The sequence below is a fragment of the Mycolicibacterium sichuanense genome, assembly GCF_033741125.1.
Taxonomy (GTDB): Bacteria; Actinomycetota; Actinomycetes; order Mycobacteriales; family Mycobacteriaceae; genus Mycobacterium.
Map to the genome: position 1 here is coordinate 1 of NZ_JAWQPU010000009.1, position 17,997 is coordinate 17,997.

Consider the following 17,997-nt stretch of genomic DNA (forward strand, 5'->3'; position numbering starts at 1 on the left):
TCGGTTATCGATGTGCGTGTGGTAACCACACCGATACCGGAGGTCCTCACCTATTTCCTCACGCCACGCCGTTCACAACCTGCCTGGCCATTACAACTAGCGCATGACGTCGCGAACCTTGACGTCCTCCAGACCCTGCAGCAAGAGGTGACGTGCGACGTCGAGGTGCTTGCGCCAGTGTGCTTCCGCACCGGCGCCGTCGCCGGCGCGCAGCAGCGTCATCAGCCGTCGGTAGGAGCGGGTCAGTTTGTCGTACTCGGACTTGGACACCTCGTGGTGTTCCTTGATGGCGAACGCGGTGTGCTGCACGGTGATCTCGTGCAGCATGCCGGCGATGATCGTCAGTGTGGCGTTGCCCGACAGCTCCACCATCCGGCGGTGGAACTCCCCGGTGACCTCGGCCATCCGGCCCGACTGCCAGCCGGCCGGGATGTCCTCGGCGAGCATGGCGTCCAGTTCGTCGAGGTCCTTGGCGGACGCCGTCTCGGCGAGCAGTCGCACGGCCAGCGGCTCGATCCCAGACCGCGCCACCATGACGTCGGCGATCGTCGCGCCGGACAGTTCCAGCAGCAGGCCGGCGGGACGCGCGACGATCTCGGGACCGGGCACGCGGACGCGGGCCCCGGTGCGTGATCCGCGCCGCACCTCGACCAGCCGTTCGGACTCCAGGACGCGCACCGCCTCGCGCAGCGTGGGCCGGCTGACGCCGAAGTGCGCCATCAGCTCGGCCTCGTTGGGCAGGAAGTCGCCCTCCGTCAGCTGGCCGTCGACGACCATCCGTCGTAGGGTCCCAGCCACCAGCTCGGCAGTCTTGGGAGAGCGGATCGTCGTGCCACCACGCGGAGCGACCGCATCGGGTCCCATCATGGGCTCCAACGGCGTGTGGCTGGCCAACGCGTCTCCCAGGTCGAGGTCACCGGCCCTTACCGGTTGTTCAACTCAGTAAACCATGTCGTCGTCAGCGCGCCTCGGAAGGCCCTAATTGCTCTACCAACCAGTAGGTTGACCTAGTAAACCTTCTGTTCTACGTTCGAGAACGACCAACACGTGGGTCGCACTCGGGTCGTCGCACCCGTAGGCCCTCACTTCGAAGGAGAAGTACATGGCTGAAGCCGTCATCGTCGAGGCGGTTCGCTCGCCCGTCGGCAAGCGCAACGGCGGGTTGTCCGGGGTGCACCCCGGCGAGCTGTCCGCCCAGGTGCTCAACGGTCTGGTGGAGCGTGCCGGGGTCGATCCGGCCCTCGTCGACGACGTCATCTGGGGTTGCGTCATGCAGGCCGGCGAGCAGGCCCTCGACATCGCGCGCACCGCCGTGCTGGCCGCGGGCTGGCCCGAGAGCGTGCCCGGTGTGACCGTGGACCGTCAGTGCGGGTCGAGCCAGCAGTCCGTGCACTTCGCCGCCGCAGGCGTGGTGGCCGGCCACTATGACGTCGTCGTCGCCGGTGGCGTCGAGTCGATGTCACGCACTCCGATGGGATCCTCGCTGGCAAACGGCGGGCACCCCTACCCCGACGCCTTCCGTGCCCGCTACACCCAGACCCCCAACCAGGGCGTCGGCGCCGAGATGATCGCCGAACGGTGGGGCTTCGATCGCACCGCGCTGGACCAGTACTCGCTCGGATCGCACGAAAAGGCGGCCGCCGCACAGGATTCCGGTGCGTTCGAAGACCAGATCGTGGCCATCAAGGACGCCGACGGCAACGCCGTGCTCCAGGACGAGGGCATCCGGCGTGGCGGCACCATCGAGAAGATGGCCACCATCAAGCCCGCCTTCAAGGAGGACGGGGTCATCCACGCGGGCAACGCCTCGCAGATCTCCGACGGCTCGGCCGCGCTGCTGTTCATGTCGGCGGAGAAGGCGAAGTCCCTTGGGCTCAAGCCGCTGGCGAAGGTGCACACCGCGGTGCTGGCCGGCGCCGACCCGGTCATCATGCTGACTGCGCCGATTCCCGCCACCCAGAAGGCGCTCAAGCGCTCGGGGCTCTCTCTCGACGAGATCGGCGTGTTCGAGGTGAACGAGGCGTTCGCGCCGGTTCCGCTGGCCTGGCTCAAGGACATCGGCGCCGACGAGAAGCGGCTCAACCCCAACGGCGGTGCCATCGCCCTCGGTCATCCGCTGGGCGGTTCCGGGGCCCGCATCATGACCACGATGCTGTATCACATGCGGGACAAGGGTATTCAATACGGCATGCAGACCATGTGCGAGGGCGGCGGCCAGGCCAACGCCACCATCCTCGAACTGCTGTGACCGAGGTGTCGGCGGATGCCCCCGCCGCTCTGACCGAGCGGCGGGGCAACGTCCTGCTCATCACGCTGAACCGGCCCGAGGCCCGCAACGCCGTCAACGCGGCCGTCAGCATCGGCGTCGGGAACGCCCTGCACGAGGCGCAGCACGACCCCGAGATCCGCGCGGTGGTCATCACTGGCGCTGGTCAATCCTTCTGTGCGGGAGCCGATCTCAAGGCCATCTCGCGACGGGAGAACCTCTATCACCCCGAACATGGAGAGTGGGGGTTCGCCGGCTACGTGCAGCACGTCATCGACAAACCGACCATCGCGGCGGTCAACGGCACGGCGCTGGGCGGTGGAACCGAGCTGGCGCTGACGAGTGACCTCGTCGTCGCCGAGGAACGCACCAAGTTCGGCCTTCCCGAGGTCAAGCGCGGCCTGATCGCGGCGGCCGGTGGCGTGTTCCGGATCGTCGACCACCTGCCGCGCAAGGTCGCCATGGAGATGATCTTCACCGGTGAGCCCATGTCCGCTGCGGATGCGCTGAAGTGGGGCCTGATCAACCAGGTGGTGCCCGACGGCACGGTCGTGGACGCGGCCCTGGCGCTGGCCGAACGCATCACCGTCAATGCCCCGCTGGCGGTGTGGGCCAGCAAGCGCGTGGCGGCCGGCATCGACGACGGCGTCGTCACCGGTGACGAAGCGGGCTGGGCCAGGACGATGCGGGAGATGGGCGCCGTGCTGCGCTCGCAGGACGCCAAGGAGGGGCCGCTGGCCTTCGCCGAGAAGCGTCAACCGGTCTGGAAAGCCAAGTAGGAGAGCGCACGTGAAGAGACTCGTCTTCGAGGAAGAACACGAGCAGCTGCGGGCAACGGCCCGGCAGTTCCTCGAGAAGGAATGCGCACCGTACGCCGAGAAGTGGGAGAGCGAGCGCCTCGTCGACCGCGAATCCTATGTCGCCGCAGGCAAGTACGGTTTGATCGGGTTCAACCTGCCGGAGGAGTTCGGCGGCGGCGGTGTCGACGACTTCCGCTTCAACGCGGTGATCGTCGAGGAGTTCGCCCGCTATGGCGGCCCCACGCCGGGGTTGAGCCTGCAGAACGACATCGTCGGGCCGTACTTCGTCAACCTGGCCAACGCCGAGCAGCAGGCGCGGTGGCTGCCCGGCTACGTCACGGGTGAGCTGATCGGCGCGGTGGCGATGACCGAACCCGGTGCGGGCAGTGACCTCGCGGGCATCAAGACCTCCGCGGTCCGCGACGGTGACGATTGGATCCTCAACGGTGCCAAGACGTTCATCTCGGCCGGCATCAACTCCGACCTGGTGGTCGTGGTGGCCCGCACCAATCCCGACGCCGGGCACAAGGGCTTCTCGCTGCTGGTGGTCGAGCGGGGCATGGAGGGGTTCACCCGCGGCCGCAAGCTCGACAAGATGGGCCTGCACTACGCGGACACCGCGGAGCTGAATTTCGAGGACGTCCGGGTGCCCGGTGCCAATCTGCTCGGCGAGGAGGGCAAGGGCTTCTACCACCTGATGACCAACCTGCCGTCGGAACGGCTCTCGATCGGGATTGCCGCCATCGCCGGCGCCCGCGCGACCTTCGCCGACACGCTGCAATACGTCAAGGACCGCAAGGCATTTGGTCAGTCGATCGGCAGCTTCCAGCACAACCGGTTCGTCATGGCCGAGCTGGACACCGAGCTCGAGATCGGCGAGCAGTACATCGACCGGTGCCTGCGCGCCGCCGTCGACGGCGAGCTGACCGCAGTGCAGGCGTCCAAGGCGAAGTGGTGGTGCACCGAGCTCAACAAGCGGGTCGTGGACGCTTGCGTGCAGCTGCACGGCGGCTACGGCTACATGAACGAGTACAAGGTCGCACGCGACTACGTCGACGTCCGCATCCAGACGATCTTCGGTGGTACCACCGAGATCATGAAGGAGATCATCGGTCGCGACCTGGGACTCTAATAATTCTGCCCGAGAACGAGTTCGGCGCGCCACTCCGCGGTTATCGCGGAATGGCGCGCCGAATTCGTTGGCGGTGCCGGGATCAGCCGATCGGAGCGTCGGCCGCGGGCGTCGCGGTCTTCGTGGCGCTGGTGGTGGCCGGACTGCCGGTGTTGCTGAAGGACGTCGTCGGGGTGATCGGCTCCGGCGGGGCATCCGGGTTCAGCACGGTGTCGACGATGTAGATCCGGGCGTTGCTGGCCTGGATGCCACCGCAGATGACCTTGGCGGTGTCGTTGACCTTGATGTCGCCGTCCTTGCCGGTGACCTTGATCTCGTTGCCCTGCTGCGTGGGCCGCTGTCCCGCCACGTCGCCGGGGCCGAGCAGGCCGAGGAACACGTGGTAGTAGTCGACCTTGCTCAGCGCGGCCGGATCGGTCTTCAGCGTTTCGAGCTGCGCGGGATCGAGCTTGGCGAAGGCGTCGTTGTTCGGCGCGAAGATGACGTACGGGCCGTTCTCGAGCACCGGAACGATGTTGACGGCGGGGTTGAGGCCGCCGTTGATCGCGGCCGTGAACGTGCTCAGCGACGGAATCTTGGCCAGCGCCTGACCGACGGGCAGTGTGTCCAGGGTGGTCAGCGTGGTGCCGGTGGTGGCCAGCTCGCTGCGCACGGGATCGCAGTTGCCCTGCGGGTCCGGTGGCGGCTTGACCTCGGCGGTCGTCGTCGGCGCCGGCGGATCCGCCTGCGCGGTGATCGCCAACGGCACCGAGACGCCGATTGCGGCGATGGCGGCGGAAAGTCCCAGGGCTCGACTGGTGCGAGTCTTCACTTCGGCTCCTCAAATTTGCTTCGTCGCGCCGCTCCTGAGCCCGACTCTCGCGGCGGCACCGGGGAAGCGTAATTGCTCTGATCACGAATCGGCAAAGTCGCGGATCGGTCATGGCGTCGCTCAAGCCGCGACGACCTGCGGTTTTCGCACGTTGAGACAGAGGATCGCCGCGAGCGCACAGAGCCCGGCAGCCAGATAGAACGCCACGTCGTAATCGCCCCGCAGGTCGCGCAACCAGCCCGCGCCGGCGGCGGCCACCGCGGCACCCACCTGATGCGAGGCGAACACCCAGCCGAAGACCACCGGCGTGCGGGCACCGAAGTAGCGGCGGCAGAGCACGATGGTCGGCGGCACGGTCGCCACCCAGTCCAAGCCATAGAACACGATGAACACCCAGGTGCCGGGTTCGGCGTGCGGAGACAACAGCGACGGCAGGAGCAGCAGGGAGATCCCGCGGCCCGTGTAGTAGACGACCAGCAGCAGGCGCGGATCCACCCGGTCGGTCAGCCACCCGGAGAACACCGTCCCGGCGACGTCGAGGATGCCGATGGTGGCGAGCAGCCCGGCGGCCACGGTCGTCGGCATGCCGTGGTCGTTGGCAGCGGGGATGAAGTGCGTCCCGATGAGGCCGTTGGTGGTCATCCCGCAGATCGCGAAGCTACCGGCCAACAGCCAGAACGCGGGCACCCGCAGGCCCAGCCGCAGCCCGTCGAGAGCGGACCGAAAGCTGCCTGCCGGCATCGCAGCCGGTGCGGCGTCCCCGTCGGCCCCGTAGGCCTGGATGCCTCTGTCCTGCGGGTAGTTGCGCATGAACACCAGGACCAGCGGGACCACGCTGAGCGCGGCGGCCGCGACGACCGCGGATGCCCACCGCCAGCCGTGGTCGGTGGTCACGTGGGCGACGACCGGCAGGAAGATCAACTGCCCTGTCGCGCTGGCCGCCGTCAGGACGCCGGTGACGACGCCGCGGCGTTCCTCGAACCAGCGGGTCGCGATCGTCGCGACGAAGCCCATCGAGATGGCACCCGTGCCGACGCCGACCAGCACACCCCACAGCAGCACCAGCTGCCAGCTGGCCGTCATCGTCACCGACAGCGCGGCGCCCGCGGCGATCAGGACCAGCGCCGTGGTCACTACCGGACGGACGCCGAAGCGGTCCATCAGCGCCGCGGCGAACGGCGCCGTCAGCCCGTACAGCGTCATGTTCACCGACATGGCCAGCCCGACCGTGCCATGCGACCAGCCGAACTCGTCGTGCAGCGGCATCATCATCACGCCGGGCACCGAGCGGAATCCCGCGGCGCCGAGGATCGCGACGAAGCTGGTGGCGGCGACCACCCAGGCCCAGTGGATGCGGGGACGACGCGCGGTCTGGTCGCGGTCCCGGAGTTCGGTCACCAGGACACTGTGCGGGTCACCGGGCGCCCATGCCAGTGGCATGAATGCCACTACTCGTCAAGAACGTGCCAAGATGGCGACATGGTCAGCCGCCCCCGCCAACCGCATCGCGTCGCGGTGCTGCTGCTGCCGCCCGTCGTCGGCTTCGATGCCTCCATCGCCCCGATGCTGTTCGGCACCGCCGTCGACGACGGGGGCGACCCGCTCTACGACGTCGTGGCCTGCAGCCTCGATGATCGGCCGGTGCCGACGACCAACGGTTTCGCGATACTGGCCGCTGCCGGCCCCGAGGCGTTGGCGAGCGCCGACACGGTCGTCGTTCCCGGTACTCGCTTCGAGCCGGCGCGCCGCGACGGCGTGTTGACGCCTCCGGTGCTGGCCGCCCTGGACGGAATCCGCCCCGGCACCCGGATCGTGTCGATCTGCACCGGAGCGTTCGTGCTGGCCGCCGCGGGCCTACTCGACGGACGTCGCGCGACGACGCACTGGAAGTTCGCCGAGGAGTTGCGCCGCCTCCACCCGAAGGTCGAGGTCGACGAGAACGTGCTGTTCGTCGACGACGGGGACGTGCTCACCTCGGCCGGCCTGGCCGCAGGAATCGACCTGTGCCTGCACGTCATCCGCTCCGATCACGGTGCCCGGGTGGCCAATGCCGTCGCGAAGTACTGCGTGGTGCCGCCGTGGCGAGAGGGCGGCCAGGCTCAGTTCATCGACCGCCACCTGCCCGTGCCGGACGACGCGTCGACCGCGGCGACCCGGGCCTGGGCCATGGCCCACCTCGCCGAGGAGTTGACCGTGGAGCGGCTGGCGCGGCACGCCCACATGAGCCCACGGACGTTCAATCGTCGCTTCCGCGAGGAGACCGGCCAGGCACCGGGGACGTGGATCCGCAGCCGGCGCATCGATCACGCCCGCGAATTGCTCGAGTCGCGCGACGTCCCGGTCGACGAAGTGGCGCGGCTCACGGGGCTCGGTTCCGCCGCCAATCTGCGCCACCACCTGCGGCGCGGCGTCGGAATGTCGCCGACGAGCTACCGCAGGGTCTATCAGGGTGGCTGAACCGCTATCGAATGGCGTCGGCGTGGGTACGTCCCTACGGTGAATCACATGCGCATGCTGGTCACCGGGGCAACCGGCTACGTCGGGTCACGCCTCGTCACCGCCCTGCTGCACGCGGGCCACCAGGTCACCGTGGCCAGCCGTGACCCGGAGCGGCTCGGCGACTTCGGCTGGATCGACGACGTCACCCCAGTGATGCTCGACGCCGCCGACCCCGGATCGGTGACCAGCGCGCTCTCGGTCGCCGGACCCGTCGACGTCATCTACTACCTGGTGCACGGCATCGGGCAGCCCGGCTTCCGCGACGCCGACAACACCGCCGCCGCCAACGTGGCGCGCGCGGCAAAGGAGGCCGGCGTCAAGCGGATCGTCTACCTCGGCGGATTCGTGCCCGACGACGGCGAACTGTCCGAGCACCTGGCCAGCCGTGCCGAAGTGGCCGAGGCATTGACGATCGACGACGGACCTGACGTCGTGTGGCTGGGCGCGGCGATCATCATCGGCGCCGGCTCGACCTCGTTCGAACTGCTGCGCTACGTGGGCGACCGCTTCCTGCTGATCCCGATGCCGCCGTGGGCCCACAATCCGCTGGACCCGATCTCGATCGCCGACGTGCTGCACTACCTCGTCGCCGTGGCCGACGCGGACCGCGTGCCGCCCGGTCAGTACGACATCCGCGGCCCGGAGACCACGACCTACGGCGATCTGCTGCTGAGCTACACGCGGCTGTCCGGGAAGTGGCGCAGCGGCGTACCGGCGCCCGATGTCGACATGGCGCTGGTGTCGCGGGTGGCCGCGCTGTTCGTCCCGGTGCCCAGCGGCCTCACCTCGGACCTCGTCGAGTCCCTCGACCACCCGATGACGGCCTCCGGTGCCGGGCTACGCGACCTGGTGCCCGACCCGCCCGGTGGCTTGGTCGGCATCGACGACGCGATCCAGCTCTCCCTGTCCGGCCGACGGCAGCTTCCGGTCGACCAGTTGTCGGACCCACACCACCTCGCCGACACCGACCCGCAGTGGGCCGGAGGTGACGTGTTGCGGCTGCGCAAGCTCGCCGCGATGGTCACACCGGCGCACACCCACCCGGCGCTGGGCCTGCTTGGCGCCGTCCCCGGGCCGCTGGCGGGTTGGTGGCGCACCGGTCTGGACACCCTGATCGGACTGGCCCCCAAGGGTCTGTCGTGACCGGCTTGCTCGGCGAGATCGGGGCGATCGTCGGCAACCCGCCCGTCCACCACGACGAATCCCGCACCATGGTGCGCCGGCGGCGCGTCGTGGTGGTGGTCGTGCTCGTCGTCGGTGCCACGTTGCTGGGTGTCTCCCTGCGCAGCACGCCGGGGGACCGGCTGTTCTATGTCCTGACACTGGCGCTGGCCGCGGTGTGGGCAGTCGGTGCGCGACTGTCCGGCCCGCTTCACCTCGGGTCCGTGACGTTCCGCGGCCGCGATCGCCGCCCGGTCATCACCGGGGCGGCGATCGGCGTGCTGCTGGGTGTGGTGTTCATCGTGGGCGGACTGGTCTGTCGCGAGATTCCGCCCGTGCGCGACTACATCGTCCAGGTCCTCGAATATGCCGACTACGGCGCGCTGTGGCTGGTCGTGCTCATCACCGTGATCAACGGCGTCGCCGAGGAGATGTTCTTCCGCGGCGCACTGTATTCCGCGCTCGGCCGGTTCCACCCAGAGATCATCTCGACGATCGTCTATGCCTTGGCGGTGTCGGCGGCGGGCAACCCGATGCTGGGATTCGCCGGCGTGATCCTCGGGGCGGTGTGCGCCTACGAACGCCGGATCACCGGCGGAGTCCTGGCGCCGATGCTGACCCACTTCTTCTGGGGTCTGGTGATGGTGCTCGCGCTGCCACCCATCTTCGGCGTCTAGCTGCTCAGCGCAGCGGGTTCGCGATCTCGTCGCGAGGCATCCGTGCCGCGATCACCGCGACGGCGGCCAGGATCACCGGCACGATGCCGGCCGCGGCGAAGATCGTCTGCATCGAGACCACCTTCGACAGAGGACCCGCGATCGCGAACGACACCGGCATGAACGCCAGCGAGACGAAGAAGTCGAGGCTCGACACCCGGCCCAGCATCTGCCGCGGTACCCGGCGCTGCAGCAGGGTCCCCCAAATCACGCTGCCCGCACCGTCGGTGAGGCCGACGACGAACGTCGCCGCGGCCATCGCCGGGAACGACGACGTCGCGCCCACGACGGCCAGGGGAAGCGAACCCGCACCCCACATCGTCATCATCACCGTGAGGTAGCGGCGGGGCAGCTGGACCGACGAGACCGAAAGGGCGCCGATGGCGCTGCCGACGCCGAACGCCGCCAGGATGAAGCCGTACATCCGTGCGCCGTCGGCGAATCGATCCTTCGCCACGAACGGCAGGAGCACCTCGATGGGCCCGAGCACCACCAGCACGAAGATGCTCGCGAACAGCAACGTCGCGAGCAGCCACGGCGTGCGCACCATGAAGCGGAATCCGTCGCGCATGTCGCGCAGCACGTGCGGACGTTCGTGATGCTCGCGAGGGGCGACCGTGCTGGCCGGCCGGGTCGACACCAGCAGCGCCAGACCGATCGCGAACAGTACCGCCACGACGACCGCGCCGAGGGCGGGGAAGGTCAAGCCCACGAGCACGCCCGCCACCGCCGGGCCGACCGCCCGCTGGAACACCGGACGGACCACGCCCTCGACGCCGTTGGCGGCGAGCAGGTGCTCGGCGGGCAGGATGCGCGGCAGCATCGCGCTGTAGGCGGGAAAGAAGAACGCCGCCGCGATGCCGAGCAGTGCAGCGGCCATCGCCAGATGCCAGATACGAAGCACGCCAATCGAACTCAATACCGCGACGGTGGTGACGACGATGACGTTCACCGTTTCGACGGCGATGATGATGGCTCGCTGGTCGATGCGGTCGGCGGTGATGCCACCGACCAGGACGAAGGCCACCAGACCGGCGCCGAGGCAGGTCGCCACCAGCGACAGCGATGCCGGATCGTCGTCGAGCGCGATGACCTGCAGCGCCATCACTACGGCCCACATGCCCTCGGCGAAGATGCTGACCGACAGTGCGCCGATCAGCAGGCGGTACTCGCGAGATCCGAACGGAGCGAGCACGCGCCAGCCGCCGGTGGGCATCACCGGTCGCTCGACGTCGAATTGCTGGCTCACCCTGCGATGGTGGCGGACCAACCCGGGCCGAGTCGAACGATTTTCGGTGTCAGTCGTCGGTGAAGGCCGCGGCGCGCCGCTGCTGGAAGGCCCGGACGCCCTCACGGAAGTCTTGCGACGACAACAGTGCCAACTGGCCTTCGGTCTCGCGCTCTAGTGCGGCCTCGAGCTCGGTGAGCGTGGCTGCGTTGATTGCGGCCTTGGTCCTGCGCAACGCGATCGCAGGGCCGGACTTGAGGGTCTCGATCACCGCATCCGCCTGCGCCTGGAGGTCCTCGGCCGGATGCACCGCGCTCACCAGGCCTGCGGTCAACGCCTCTGCGGCAGAGAGGCGTTCGGCCAGCAGAGCCATCCGCATCGCCCTGGTGCGTCCGATCGACGCGGCCACCAACGCCGAGGCTCCGCCGTCGGGCATGAGGCCGATCTTGGTGAAGGCCAGCAAGAAGTACGACTTCTCCGAGGCCAGGATCACGTCGGCGGCGATCGCGAGCGATACTCCAACTCCAGCGGCGGGGCCGTGTACGACCGACACGGCCGGCTTCGGAAGCGCGACGATGGCCCGCACGGCCCGGTTCGCAGCCGCCAGCGTGTCGTCGAACTCGTTGCTGGCGTTGGTGTTTGCGGCATCGTCGGCGCCGATGCCCGCGCCCGAGCTGAACCCGCGGCCCGCGCCGCCGAGACGGAGTACCCGCACCGCGGGATCGGTGGCCGCACGCTCGACCAGATCGGCGATGGTGCCGAGCATGGCGGCAGTCAGCGAGTTCAGGCTGTCGGGCCGGTTGAGCGTCAGCGACAGCACGCCGTCGTCCAGCGACACCAAGAGGTCGTCGATGCCGATGTAGGGCTGTGTAGTGGTCACGGTGCCTCGCCTCGAGTATGGCGAGCTCGGAGGCCCGCAGCGGATCGACTTGGTTATACAAGTAAGCTTTGTCGGCGGTCAACCTAGGTCTACTGGTGGAGGGCATTCGAGATGGCGGGACCACTGCAAGGATTGAGAGTCGTCGAGTTGGCAGGCATCGGTCCCGGGCCGCATGCCGCCATGATCCTCGGTGATCTGGGCGCTGACGTCGTGCGCATCGAACGACCCGGCAAGCCCGGTGTTCCGCAGGGCTCCAGGGACGCGACGCTGCGCAACCGCCGGTCGGTGGCCGCGGACCTCAAGAGTGACGAGGGTCGAGAGTTGGTGCTGCGCTTGGTCGCCAAGGCCGACGTGCTCATCGAGGGCTACCGGCCCGGTGTCACCGAACGTCTGGGTCTTGGGCCCGACGACTGCGCCAAGGTCAACGAACGCCTGGTCTACGGCCGCATGACCGGCTGGGGCCAGGACGGTCCGCGGGCGCTGCAGGCCGGGCACGACATCAACTACATCTCGCTCACCGGTGTGCTGAACGCCGTCGGCCGCAAGGGTGAACGCCCCGTGCCGCCGTTGAACCTGGTCGGTGACTTCGGCGGTGGATCGATGTTCCTGATCGTCGGCATCCTGGCGGCGCTGTGGGAGCGTCAGACCTCGGGCAAGGGCCAGGTGGTCGACGCCGCCATGGTCGACGGCGCCAGCGTGCTCGCGCAGATGATGTGGAGCTTCCGCGCCAACGGCATGTGGAGCGACGAACGCGGGACCAATCTCCTCGACACCGGTGCCCCCTACTACGACACCTACGAGACCTCCGACGGTCGTTACGTCGCGGTCGGCTCCATCGAGCCACAGTTCTACGCGCTGCTGCTGCAGGGACTTGGCCTGGACGCCGCGGACCTGCCCGCGCAGAACGACATCGCCCGCTGGCCCGAGCTGCGCGCGGCATTCACCGAGGCCTTCGCCGCTCGTGACCGCGATCACTGGGCCAAGGTCTTCGAAGGCACCGACGCGTGCGTCACCCCCGTCCTCGGCTTCGGTGAGGTCGAGACCGAACCCCACATCACCGAGCGCGCCACCTTCTATCGGGACGCCGGCCACCTGCAGCCGAGGCCGGCGCCGCGGTTCTCGCGCAGCGTCCCGCCCACGCCGACGCCGCCCGGGGAGAAGGGCGCCGACACCGAAGCCGTCCTGCGCGACTGGGTATAGTCCCAACCAACCAGTAGGTCGAACACCGGGGCGCGGGTCCCGGACCGTCGGGAAGGAAACGATCAGTGCAGATCAAGGACGCCGTGGCAGTCGTCACCGGAGGCGCGTCGGGCTTGGGCCTGGCCACCACCAAGCGGTTGCTGGACGCCGGAGCCAGCGTGGTCGTGATCGACCTGCGCGAGGGTGAGGAACTGGCCAAGCTGGGTGATCGGGTGAGGTTCGCCGAGGCCAACGTCACCGACGAGGACGCCGTGACCGAAGCCCTCGACGTCGCCGAGTCGATGGGCCCCGTGCGCATCAACGTCAACTGCGCGGGCATCGGCAACGCGATCAAGACCCTCGGCAAGGAGGGCCCCTTCCCGCTGGACGGGTTCCGCAAGGTCGTCGAGGTCAACCTGATCGGCACGTTCAACGTGCTGCGGCTGGCGGCGGAGCGGATCGCCAAGACCGAGCCGATCGGTGAAGAGCGCGGCGTCATCGTCAACACCGCATCGGTGGCGGCCTTCGACGGCCAGATCGGCCAGGCCGCCTACTCGGCGTCCAAGGGGGGAGTGGTCGGCATGACGCTGCCGATCGCCCGCGATCTGTCCCGCAACCTGATTCGCGTCTGCACCATCGCGCCGGGGTTGTTCAAGACCCCGTTGCTCGGCTCGCTGCCCGAGGCGGCGCAGCAGTCCCTCGGCCAGCAGGTGCCCCACCCGGCGCGCCTTGGCGATCCCGACGAGTACGGCGCGCTGGCGCAGCACATCGTGGAGAACCCGATGCTCAACGGCGAGGTGATCCGCCTGGACGGCGCCATCCGCATGGCTCCGCGATAAGGGGGGATCCGACATGGGAATCACGACGAAGTTCACCGAGGTCTTCGGTGTCGAGGCACCGATCGCCCAGGGCGGGATGCAGTGGGTCGGCCGCGCCGAACTGGTGGCGGCGGTGGCCAATGCGGGCGGGCTCGGCTTCATCACCGCCCTGACCCAGCCGACTCCGGCGGACCTGGCCAACGAGATCGCCAAGACCAGGGATCTGACCGACAAGCCGTTCGGGGTGAACCTGACCATCCTGCCGTCGATCAACCCGCCGCCGTACGACGAATACCGCCAGGTGATCGTCGACTCCGGCGTCAAGGTCGTCGAGACCGCGGGCTCCAACCCGGCGCCGCACCTGCCCATGTTCCACGACCACGGCATCAAGGTGCTGCACAAGTGCACCTCGGTGCGCCACGCCGTCAAGGCGCAAGGCCTGGGTGTGGACGGCATCAGCATCGACGGGTTCGAGTGCGCAGGACACCCGGGCGAGGACGACGTGCCCGGGCTGGTGCTGATCCCGGCGGCGGCCAAGCAGATCGACATCCCGATGATCGCCTCCGGCGGCTTCGGGGATGCGCGCGGTCTGGTCGCGGCGCTGGCGCTGGGGGCCGACGGCGTCAACATGGGCACGCGCTTCATGTGCACCGTGGAGTCATGCATCCATCAGAACGTCAAGGATGCCATCGTCGCCGGTGACGAACGCGGAACCGAGCTGATCTTCCGCAGCCTGCACAACACCGCCCGGGTCGCGAGCAACGCGGTGTCGCGGGAAGTGGTGGAGATCCTCGAGGGCGGTGGCGACTTCGGTGACGTCAAGGACCTGGTGGCCGGGGTGCGCGGGCGCAAGGTGTTCGACGACGGTGACCTCGATGCCGGCATCTGGACCGTCGGCACCGTGATGGGACTGATCGACGACATTCCCACCTGTGCGGAGCTGATCTCACGGATCGTGGCCGACGCCGAGGAGCTCATCACCGGACGCCTCGGCGCCATGGTGACGGCCACGGCGGGGGTCAGCGCATAGTCGCCGCTCGTCGAGATTGCACTGGGGGTCGTGATTCCGTAGAGATCACGACCCTCACTGCATTCTCGGCCACTCGCCGGACGGGTTGAAACGCGAAGAGCCGCCGACGTCACCGTCGGCGGCTCTTCGCGTGCGGCCGCACCGCTTGAGACCACGTCGCCCGAAAGCGCTGGCCATCGCACGGGCTAGCCGTGCGTCAACGCAGTTCGAGCAGCTGGACGCACGCTCGTGGCGTGCGTGGGGTCAGACTGCTTGCGCGAGGTCGGGGAACTGCTCGGAGCAGTCACCCTCGACGAGGAAGTCCCCGTGATAGAGAGCCTCGAAGTCAACCTTGATGACATCTGCACTGGTGTCGTCGATCCACATGTACTGGACAGTAACCATCACCATTAAGAGATCTTTGAGTCACGTTTCGGAAAACCCTGGCAATACTTACCTGTGAGTAGGTTCTAGCCGGCCGGCTTGGTCAGGTGCAGCGGGTTCGTGCCGTTCAGCAAGGCCCAGGTGGCGATCGCCGCCGCGACGCCCACCACGAACGATCCGACGGTCACCGCGGCGGGCCAGCGCGGCCGGTCGAACACCCGCGCGTCCACCGAGTAGTTGCCGGCACCCGTGAACAGCAGCGCCGTCGCCGCGAACGCCGCCAGGAACGGCACGTTGAACGGGTCCGACCAGAACGCGGCCCCGGAGACGTTGACCGCCCAGGCGTCGATCATCGCCGCGAGGATGCCGCAGGCCGCCAGGGGCGTCAGCAAACCGAGCAGCAGGGCCGCGCCGCCCGCGATCTCGGTGGCGGTGACGAGATAGGCCGCGAACGTCGACATCTTCCAGCCGCCGTCGGCCATGAAGCGGGTCGTGTCGTCGAAGTTCAGCGCCTTCATCAGCCCGGCCTGCAGCATGGTCGCCGCCACTGCCACTCGCAACAGCAGCAGCCCGAGATCGGCCAGCCGCGACGAGCCCGCGGTGGTCCGTCGTCTCGTTTCGGTAGTCGTCATGGCGACCACCCTAGGGGGGTGCCATGAACCATCCGTAGCCGCGCGATGGCGCTGAACGACGTGCCGTCGCAGACCGTGTCATGGGTACCAGCCGGCCGTTGACCGTCGCGAGTTATCGCTGATAAGTTATCGCTGGTCAAGCGGGAGGACGATCTTGTTACGACGTATTGCCCTTCTCGCGATCGCCGCTCCCCGTCGGATCCTCGTCGGGGCTGCGTTGGTCATGGTCGCCGCGGCGGTGTTCGGGATCCCGGTGGCCAAGAGCCTGTCCGCAGGCGGATTCCAGGACCCCGGCGCGGAATCCTCCAGGGCCGCTCAGTTGCTCACCGAGGACTTCCGCCAGGGCGACATGCAGATGATCATCACGGTCTCCTCGCCCGCCGGCGTGCGAAGCCAAAGTGCGCGCGCCGTGGCGCTCGACATCGTCGGGCAGTTGAAGCAGTCGCCCCACGTCGCCGACGTCACCTCGGCATGGACCGTCCCGCCCTCCGCGGCCGCGGCGTTGACCAGCAAGGACGGCAGCACCGGCCTCGTCGTCGTCGGCGTCACCGGCGGTGAGAACGACGCCCAGAAATTCGCCAAGGATCTCTCCGACGAGGTCGTCCACGACCGCTCGGATGACCAGTCGGGCGTGACGGTGCGCTCCGGTGGCATGGCCATGGTCTACGCCCAGATCACCAGCCAGAGCCAGGGTGACCTGCTGCTGATGGAGTCGATCGCCATCCCGTTGAGCTTCGTGGTGCTCGTGTGGGTCTTCGGCGGGCTGATCGCGGCGGCGCTGCCCATGGTCGTCGGCGGCCTGGCCATCGTGGGTGCCATGTCGGTGTTGCGGCTGATCACGTTGAGCACCGACGTCTCGATCTTCGCGCTCAACCTGTCCACCGCGCTCGGACTGGCCCTCGCCATCGACTACACCCTGCTGATCATCAGCCGCTACCGCGACGAGCTCGGCGAGGGCGTGCCGCGCGACCGCGCCCTGGTGCGGACGATGTCGACGGCCGGCAGGACGGTGCTGTTCTCCGCCACCACGGTCGCGCTGTCGATGGCCGTGATGCTGCTGTTCCCGACGTACTTCCTGAAGTCGTTCGCCTACGCGGGCGTGGCCACGGTGGCCTTCGCCGCCGCCGCGGCGGTGATCGTGACGCCCGCCGCGATCTGGCTGCTCGGAGACCGACTCGACGGCCTCGACGTCCGCAGGTTGCTCCGGCGCCTGACGCATCGCCACGAGCCGCAGCCTCGGCCCGTGGAGCAGACCTTCTGGTACCGCTCCACGAAGGCCGTGATGCGTCACGCGCTGCCCGTCGGGTTGGCGGTCGTGGTGCTGCTGCTCGCCCTAGGCGCGCCGTTCCTGGGCGTCAAGTGGGGCTTTCCCGACGACCGGGTGCTGCCCACGTCGGCGTCGTCGCACCAGGTGGGCGACCAGCTGCGCGACGACTTCGTCGAGGACTCCGCGACGGCCGTGATCGTCGTCGTCCCCGACGCTAGGGGATTGTCCGAGGACGCCCTGTCTCGATACGCCGCCGAACTGTCCAAGGTGCCCGATGTGACGTCGGTGTCCGCGCCGACTGGATCGTTCGTCGGAGGCCGGCCGGTCGGGCCGCCGGCGGCTGCCACCGGGGTGGCCGACGGTAGCGCGTTCCTCACCGTGGGCAGCGCCGCGCCGCTGTTCTCCACCGCCTCGGACGCGCAGCTGGACCGCATCCACCAGGTATCGGGGCCGGGCGGCCGCCAAGTTCAACTCGCGGGCATCGCCCAGACCAACCGTGACAGCGTCGACGCGATCACCTCGCGACTGCCCTGGGTGCTCGGCCTCATCGCCATCATCACCTTCGGGCTGCTGTTCCTGCTCACCGGCAGCGTGATCCTCCCGCTGAAGGCCGTCCTGCTCAACGTCCTGTCGCTGACCGCCGCGTTCGGCGCCCTGGTGTGGATCTTCCAGGACGGCCACCTGAGCGGTTTCGGGACCACCACCACCGGAACGCTGGTCGCGAACATGCCGGTGCTGCTGTTCTGCATCGCATTCGGGTTGTCGATGGACTACGAGGTGTTCCTCGTCGCCAGGATCAGGGAGTACTGGCTGGCCCGGCGTCCCGGGTCCGACGCCACGCCGTCGGGACGCGAGGCCATCCGGGCCGCCCGGGCCGACAACGACGAGGCGGTGGCCCTCGGGCTGGCCCGCACCGGTCGGGTCATCACCGCCGCCGCGGTGGTCATGTCGATCTCGTTCGCCGCGCTCATCGCGGCGCAGGTGTCGTTCATGCGGATGTTCGGCGTCGGCCTGACGCTGGCGGTGCTGGTCGATGCGACACTGGTCCGCATGGTCCTGGTGCCTGCCTTCATGCACCTCGTCGGTGGCTGGAACTGGTGGGCGCCCAAACCCTTGGTTCGGTTGCATCAGCGCATCGGCATCAGCGAGTCCGGGCCCGCCGAGGCCGAACCGGACGAGGACCGCGACCAACGCGCTTCGACGAGCCGTGGGTGA

Annotated in this window: 17 protein-coding genes; 10 read left to right on the plus strand and 7 right to left on the minus strand. The window is 68.5% G+C overall.

Annotated elements, in window-relative coordinates:
- Window positions 1–96 precede the first annotated feature (96 nt).
- Window positions 97–894: a FadR/GntR family transcriptional regulator gene (locus SBI80_RS23465; RefSeq protein WP_413232791.1), complete on the minus strand. Its 798-nt coding sequence runs from the start codon at window positions 892–894 to the stop codon at window positions 97–99.
- Window positions 895–1,102: 208 nt separating this feature from the next.
- On the opposite strand from SBI80_RS23465, the gene SBI80_RS23470 reads away from it, so the two are divergent.
- Genes SBI80_RS23470 through SBI80_RS23480 form a run of 3 tightly spaced genes read left to right on the plus strand, consistent with a single transcriptional unit; the run spans window position 1,103 to window position 4,198 of the window.
- Complete coding sequence (locus SBI80_RS23470) at window positions 1,103–2,248, plus strand: thiolase family protein (protein WP_318977250.1); 1,146 nt, start codon at window positions 1,103–1,105, stop codon at window positions 2,246–2,248.
- 5 nt (window positions 2,249–2,253) lie between these two features.
- Window positions 2,254–3,045 carry a crotonase/enoyl-CoA hydratase family protein gene (locus SBI80_RS23475; protein ID WP_413232800.1) on the plus strand — a complete coding sequence of 264 codons (792 nt, stop codon included), beginning with the start codon at window positions 2,254–2,256 and terminating at the stop codon, window positions 3,043–3,045.
- 10 nt (window positions 3,046–3,055) lie between these two features.
- The gene (locus SBI80_RS23480; RefSeq protein ID WP_318977252.1) at window positions 3,056–4,198 is read left to right on the plus strand and encodes an acyl-CoA dehydrogenase family protein; all 1,143 of its coding nucleotides are present in this window, start codon (window positions 3,056–3,058) and stop codon (window positions 4,196–4,198) included.
- Between the two features lie 82 nt (window positions 4,199–4,280).
- Here SBI80_RS23480 and SBI80_RS23485 read toward each other — a convergent pair whose 3' ends face one another.
- Together SBI80_RS23485 and SBI80_RS23490 are read right to left on the minus strand one after the other, a co-directional pair.
- Window positions 4,281–5,009 (minus strand): fasciclin domain-containing protein, encoded by a 729-nt coding sequence (locus SBI80_RS23485; protein WP_318977253.1) that lies wholly within the window; start codon window positions 5,007–5,009, stop codon window positions 4,281–4,283.
- A gap of 120 nt (window positions 5,010–5,129) precedes the next feature.
- Window positions 5,130–6,449: an MFS transporter gene (locus tag SBI80_RS23490; RefSeq protein ID WP_413232792.1), complete on the minus strand. Its 1,320-nt coding sequence runs from the start codon at window positions 6,447–6,449 to the stop codon at window positions 5,130–5,132.
- A gap of 39 nt (window positions 6,450–6,488) precedes the next feature.
- Between SBI80_RS23490 and SBI80_RS23495 the strand changes: the two genes are divergently transcribed.
- From SBI80_RS23495 to SBI80_RS23505, 3 genes are read left to right on the plus strand one after another with little or no spacing between them, the layout of a single operon-like run.
- Complete coding sequence (locus SBI80_RS23495; protein WP_318977255.1) at window positions 6,489–7,466, plus strand: GlxA family transcriptional regulator; 978 nt, start codon at window positions 6,489–6,491, stop codon at window positions 7,464–7,466.
- 48 nt (window positions 7,467–7,514) lie between these two features.
- A complete protein-coding gene (locus tag SBI80_RS23500) occupies window positions 7,515–8,651 on the plus strand; it encodes an NAD(P)H-binding protein (protein ID WP_413232793.1) in 1,137 nt (378 codons plus the stop codon).
- Window positions 8,648–9,346: a CPBP family intramembrane glutamic endopeptidase gene (locus tag SBI80_RS23505; RefSeq protein ID WP_413232794.1), complete on the plus strand. Its 699-nt coding sequence runs from the start codon at window positions 8,648–8,650 to the stop codon at window positions 9,344–9,346. The genes SBI80_RS23500 and SBI80_RS23505 overlap by 4 nt, the downstream gene beginning before the upstream one ends.
- Before the next feature lie 4 nt (window positions 9,347–9,350).
- On the opposite strand, the gene tet(V) is transcribed toward SBI80_RS23505, so the two are convergent.
- Window positions 9,351–10,601, minus strand: a complete 1,251-nt coding sequence (gene tet(V), locus SBI80_RS23510; RefSeq protein ID WP_318977391.1) for a tetracycline efflux MFS transporter Tet(V) — start codon at window positions 10,599–10,601, stop codon at window positions 9,351–9,353.
- Window positions 10,602–10,683: 82 nt separating this feature from the next.
- Window positions 10,684–11,493, minus strand: a complete 810-nt coding sequence (locus SBI80_RS23515) for an enoyl-CoA hydratase (RefSeq protein ID WP_318977257.1) — start codon at window positions 11,491–11,493, stop codon at window positions 10,684–10,686.
- A gap of 111 nt (window positions 11,494–11,604) precedes the next feature.
- Between SBI80_RS23515 and SBI80_RS23520 the strand changes: the two genes are divergently transcribed.
- From SBI80_RS23520 to SBI80_RS23530, 3 genes are all read left to right on the plus strand, one after another.
- On the plus strand, window positions 11,605–12,693 hold the full coding sequence (locus SBI80_RS23520; RefSeq protein ID WP_318977258.1) for a CaiB/BaiF CoA transferase family protein: 1,089 nt from the start codon (window positions 11,605–11,607) through the stop codon (window positions 12,691–12,693).
- Between the two features lie 65 nt (window positions 12,694–12,758).
- Complete coding sequence (locus SBI80_RS23525) at window positions 12,759–13,511, plus strand: 3-hydroxyacyl-CoA dehydrogenase (protein ID WP_318977259.1); 753 nt, start codon at window positions 12,759–12,761, stop codon at window positions 13,509–13,511.
- A 13-nt stretch (window positions 13,512–13,524) separates the two neighbouring features.
- A complete protein-coding gene (locus SBI80_RS23530) occupies window positions 13,525–14,520 on the plus strand; it encodes an NAD(P)H-dependent flavin oxidoreductase (RefSeq protein ID WP_318977260.1) in 996 nt (331 codons plus the stop codon).
- Between the two features lie 243 nt (window positions 14,521–14,763).
- Here SBI80_RS23530 and SBI80_RS23535 read toward each other — a convergent pair whose 3' ends face one another.
- Both SBI80_RS23535 and SBI80_RS23540 read right to left on the minus strand, forming a co-directional pair.
- The gene (locus SBI80_RS23535; protein WP_140689392.1) at window positions 14,764–14,886 is read right to left on the minus strand and encodes a hypothetical protein; all 123 of its coding nucleotides are present in this window, start codon (window positions 14,884–14,886) and stop codon (window positions 14,764–14,766) included.
- Between the two features lie 83 nt (window positions 14,887–14,969).
- Window positions 14,970–15,515, minus strand: a complete 546-nt coding sequence (locus SBI80_RS23540) for a DoxX family protein (protein WP_318977261.1) — start codon at window positions 15,513–15,515, stop codon at window positions 14,970–14,972.
- Window positions 15,516–15,669: 154 nt separating this feature from the next.
- On the opposite strand from SBI80_RS23540, the gene SBI80_RS23545 reads away from it, so the two are divergent.
- Complete coding sequence (locus tag SBI80_RS23545; protein ID WP_318977262.1) at window positions 15,670–17,997, plus strand: MMPL family transporter; 2,328 nt, start codon at window positions 15,670–15,672, stop codon at window positions 17,995–17,997.

What these genes read in the sequence shown, in the direction of transcription:
- SBI80_RS23490 (WP_413232792.1), bottom strand. Translation starts at nt 6,449, where the DNA reads ATGCCACTGGCATGGGCGCCCGGTGACCCGCACAGTGTCCTGGTGACC.
- SBI80_RS23520 (WP_318977258.1), top strand. Translation starts at nt 11,605, where the DNA reads ATGGCGGGACCACTGCAAGGATTGAGAGTCGTCGAGTTGGCAGGCATC.
- SBI80_RS23500 (WP_413232793.1), top strand. Translation starts at nt 7,515, where the DNA reads ATGCGCATGCTGGTCACCGGGGCAACCGGCTACGTCGGGTCACGCCTC.
- SBI80_RS23535 (WP_140689392.1), bottom strand. Translation starts at nt 14,886, where the DNA reads ATGTGGATCGACGACACCAGTGCAGATGTCATCAAGGTTGACTTCGAG.
- SBI80_RS23540 (WP_318977261.1), bottom strand. Translation starts at nt 15,515, where the DNA reads ATGACGACTACCGAAACGAGACGACGGACCACCGCGGGCTCGTCGCGG.
- SBI80_RS23470 (WP_318977250.1), top strand. Translation starts at nt 1,103, where the DNA reads ATGGCTGAAGCCGTCATCGTCGAGGCGGTTCGCTCGCCCGTCGGCAAG.
- SBI80_RS23495 (WP_318977255.1), top strand. Translation starts at nt 6,489, where the DNA reads ATGGTCAGCCGCCCCCGCCAACCGCATCGCGTCGCGGTGCTGCTGCTG.
- SBI80_RS23530 (WP_318977260.1), top strand. Translation starts at nt 13,525, where the DNA reads ATGGGAATCACGACGAAGTTCACCGAGGTCTTCGGTGTCGAGGCACCG.